Genomic DNA, 263 nt, shown 5'->3' with positions numbered 1-263 from the left:
ATATCCTGAACTCGGCCCGTCCGAAATACGATCTGAAATACTATACCGACCTTGCGATCGAGCTTGAGAAGGCCGGGGCACATATCATCGCGCTCAAGGATATGGCAGGTCTCCTCAAGCCTGCGGCTGCGAAGGTTCTGTTCAAGGCACTGCGCGAGGCGACGAGCCTGCCGATCCATTTCCACACGCATGATACATCGGGTATTGCAGCCGCAACCGTTCTTGCCGCTGTCGATGCCGGCGTCGATGCCGTCGATGCAGCC

General features: G+C 57.8%; 1 protein-coding gene. It reads left to right on the top strand.

The genetic code is table 11. The annotated features are described in order from the left end of the window. Nucleotides 1-263: hypothetical protein (locus tag AF337_RS12425; protein ID WP_152971029.1), on the top strand; the 263-nt coding region annotated here is incomplete at both ends.

Origin of the sequence: Rhizobium ecuadorense, assembly GCF_001187535.1 — a bacterium.
Taxonomy (GTDB): domain Bacteria; phylum Pseudomonadota; class Alphaproteobacteria; order Rhizobiales; family Rhizobiaceae; genus Rhizobium; species Rhizobium ecuadorense.
Note: the sequence above shows the minus strand (reverse complement) of the source record. Positions and strands in the feature narration are given on the sequence as shown.